The following is a 2,762-nucleotide window of genomic DNA, read 5'->3' on the forward strand; positions in this document are numbered from 1 at the left end:
CCTCTTATATAGAGCGTCTGGGGGTGTGTGTGTGTTTTAACCACCCCTACAGCGACTTAATGGGGGTGGGTGTCGGGGCCAAACCGCGTCGACGGCGGTGACCCGGCGAGCTGCTTGGCCTGTTTGCGCGCGGCCGCGGCCTTGTCCACGCGCCGGGCCAGGCGGCGCGCCGGGTCCTCGATGAGCGCGAAGCTCGCGGCGGCGAGCGGCATGGTCAGCGCGGTGGTCAGCACGAGGACGTAGCCGAACTGGCCGCTGAACGGGAGGATGCCGAACACCGGGAAGACCATGGTCAGCACGACGAGGTGCCAGAGGAAGATGCCGTAGGACCAGCGGCCGAGGGTGAGAGCGGTCGGCGATTCGAGCCAGCGGTGCGGTGCGGCGTCGGCCGGGCGCAGGACCAGCGGGGCGAGCAGGCCGAACCCGATGATCATGCCGAGCAGCATCTTCATCGCGTACTGCCACGGCTCGGCGCGTTCGAGACCGGCCGGACCGCCGAACTCGGTCGCCGAGACGAGGAACGCGGCCAGCGCCAGCGCCCACATCAGCGGCTGCGACGAGAACAATCTGCCCCACCAGGCGCCGGGCCTGACCTGGTGGATCAGTTCGGCGAGCACCATGCCCGCCGCGAACCACGGCAGATAGCCGGGCAGCCAGTTGTCGGCGTGGATGGCATCCGGTGTCGGCACCGGCCACAGGTTCCAGGTCAGGCTCACCGCGATCAGCCCGCAGAGCACCGGCACCCGCCAGCGGGCCGCGGGGCCGCGCAACCACACGATCGACCAGGCCAGCAGCGGCAGCACCAGATAGAAGGCCACCTCCACCGACAGGCTCCACATCTGGGTGAGGCCCTCGGTGAGGGTCAGCGGGACGAACACCTGGAGCAGGAACAGATTCGACACCCACACCCGCAGGTTCGCCGACTGCGCCGCGCCGGGCAGCAACAGCAGCACGAACACCACGACGGCCCAGTACGCGGGCACGATGCGCATCAGGCGATGCAGCAGGTAGCGGCCGGTCGTCGGGGCGGTGCCCATGCCGTGCGCCACCGCGGCGTGCGGGCGCCAGAGCAGGAAACCGGACAGCGCGAAGAACACCGCGACCGCCATGTCGAAGCGCTCCAGGATCGGGCCGAGCACCGCGACCTTGCCCGCTCCGGTCTGGAAGGAGACGTGGGTGAGCAAGACACCGAGCGCGGCCATCCCACGCATGCCTTCCAAGGCGGGAATGAAGGCGCGCGGAGCGGGAACGGGGGCGGTGGCGGTTGTCATCGCTTCCCATTTTGCCCGGTCGGCGATTTACCGGGCGCAGGGCCGCGCTCTATAGGGCCGGGCTGTTAGTGTCGGGGCTCACGAGGGCCTAGGGTGCAATACCAGACCACCGGAGGATCCGTGTTCGAACGACGAGGAGAGTTTGCATGGCACTGAGTGCCGGTACCAGAAGGACGGTCGCCTGCGTTCTCGTGGGTCTGGGCGCGGCATTACTCGTCGCCGCGCTGATGATCCCCACCTACACCGTGAGCAAGGTTGCCAAGACTCCGCTCGACCTCGAGATCACCACGATCGCGGAGAGTCAGCCCGGCGAGGACAGCCTGGTCCTCAACTCGAAGTCGCTCACGACCGGCGACGGCCCTGCCGTAGTGGACAAGAACGTGCCGCTGATCTCCCAGCGCTTCGTCACCGTCGAGGAGCCCTCCGACGCCGACGAGATGACGCTGCAGGCGGGCCAGACGCTGCGCCGCACCGACGTGCAGGGCGACACCGGCCTGCTCAGCGCGACCATCGACCGGGTCACCATCTCGCGCACCACCGGTATGCCGGTCGACACCGAGCCCAACGGCTCGATCGCCCTCACCGCCGACCAGGACGGCAGTGTCATGGAGCCGGTGCAGCACACCGGCCTCGGCTACCGCTTCCCGATCGGCACCGAGAAGAAGACCTACCCGTACTTCGACATCAACACGCGCAAGGCTTACGACGCGAACTTCATCGAAGAGACCGAGATCAACAACCTGGACGTCTACCACTTCCAGATGACCGCGCCGCCCACCAGCACCTGGGACGTCGTGCAGGCGCCCGCCAACCGGCTCACCCTGCCCGCGTCGAAGTGGGGCGTGACCGACGTGCCCGCCGACACCCCGGTCACCATGACCCGCTACTACACCAATATGCGTGACCTGTGGGTCGAGCCGCAGACCGGCACCGTCATCAAGGGCGGCGAGTCGATCCACCTGTACTACGCCCGCTCGGCGGACAAGCCCGAGGTGACCGCGCTCAAGTCGCACATCGTGTTCGACGAGGCGACCGTCGAGTCGCAGATCGCGATCGCCAAGGAGAACACCGACAAGCTGTCGCTGTTCGGCCGCATCGTGCCGATCGTGTTCGGCATCCTCGGCGTGATCGCCGTGCTCGCCGGCCTGTTCCTCGGCCTGCGCGGCGGCAGCGCCCCTGCCCAGGCCAGCCCGCGCAGCCGCCGCCCGACCCCCGCTCCGACGGCGGCCCCGGACGACACCCCCACCTCCCGATGGGACGCCGCCGACGACGCGCCGACCACCCAGTTCCCCCGCGGTGATTACGACGCGCCTACCGAACAGATCGACATCGACAAACGTCCCTGAGGACAGCGCTCCGAGAACGGCTCCGGTCATCGCGACCGGGCCGTTATTAGTTCTCGAGGTCGCGGATTTTCCACAACCATACACAGGGGGATGTGGATTGTCGTGCGGAACTACGATGCGGTTCCGCTGGTGACGGTTGGCGCCG

At 68.0% G+C, this 2,762-nt stretch carries 2 protein-coding genes; one reads left to right on the forward strand and one right to left on the reverse strand.

The features are described 5' to 3' along the window. Positions 1-56: 56 nt before the first annotated feature. A complete protein-coding gene (locus tag ACFWPJ_RS29785) occupies positions 57-1,271 on the reverse strand; it encodes an acyltransferase family protein (protein WP_378856382.1) in 1,215 nt (404 codons plus the stop codon). A gap of 146 nt (positions 1,272-1,417) precedes the next feature. On the opposite strand from ACFWPJ_RS29785, the gene ACFWPJ_RS29790 reads away from it, so the two are divergent. After that, positions 1,418-2,617: a porin PorA family protein gene (locus tag ACFWPJ_RS29790; RefSeq protein ID WP_378856384.1), complete on the forward strand. Its 1,200-nt coding sequence runs from the start codon at positions 1,418-1,420 to the stop codon at positions 2,615-2,617. Positions 2,618-2,762 lie beyond the last annotated feature (145 nt).

Origin of the sequence: Nocardia sp. NPDC058497 (assembly GCF_042720195.1) — a bacterium.
Taxonomy (GTDB): Bacteria; Actinomycetota; Actinomycetes; order Mycobacteriales; family Mycobacteriaceae; genus Nocardia.

Coding starts and splice junctions, on each gene's coding strand:
- ACFWPJ_RS29790 (WP_378856384.1), top strand. CDS start 1,418: ATGGCACTGAGTGCCGGTACCAGAAGGACGGTCGCCTGCGTTCTCGTG.
- ACFWPJ_RS29785 (WP_378856382.1), bottom strand. CDS start 1,271: ATGACAACCGCCACCGCCCCCGTTCCCGCTCCGCGCGCCTTCATTCCC.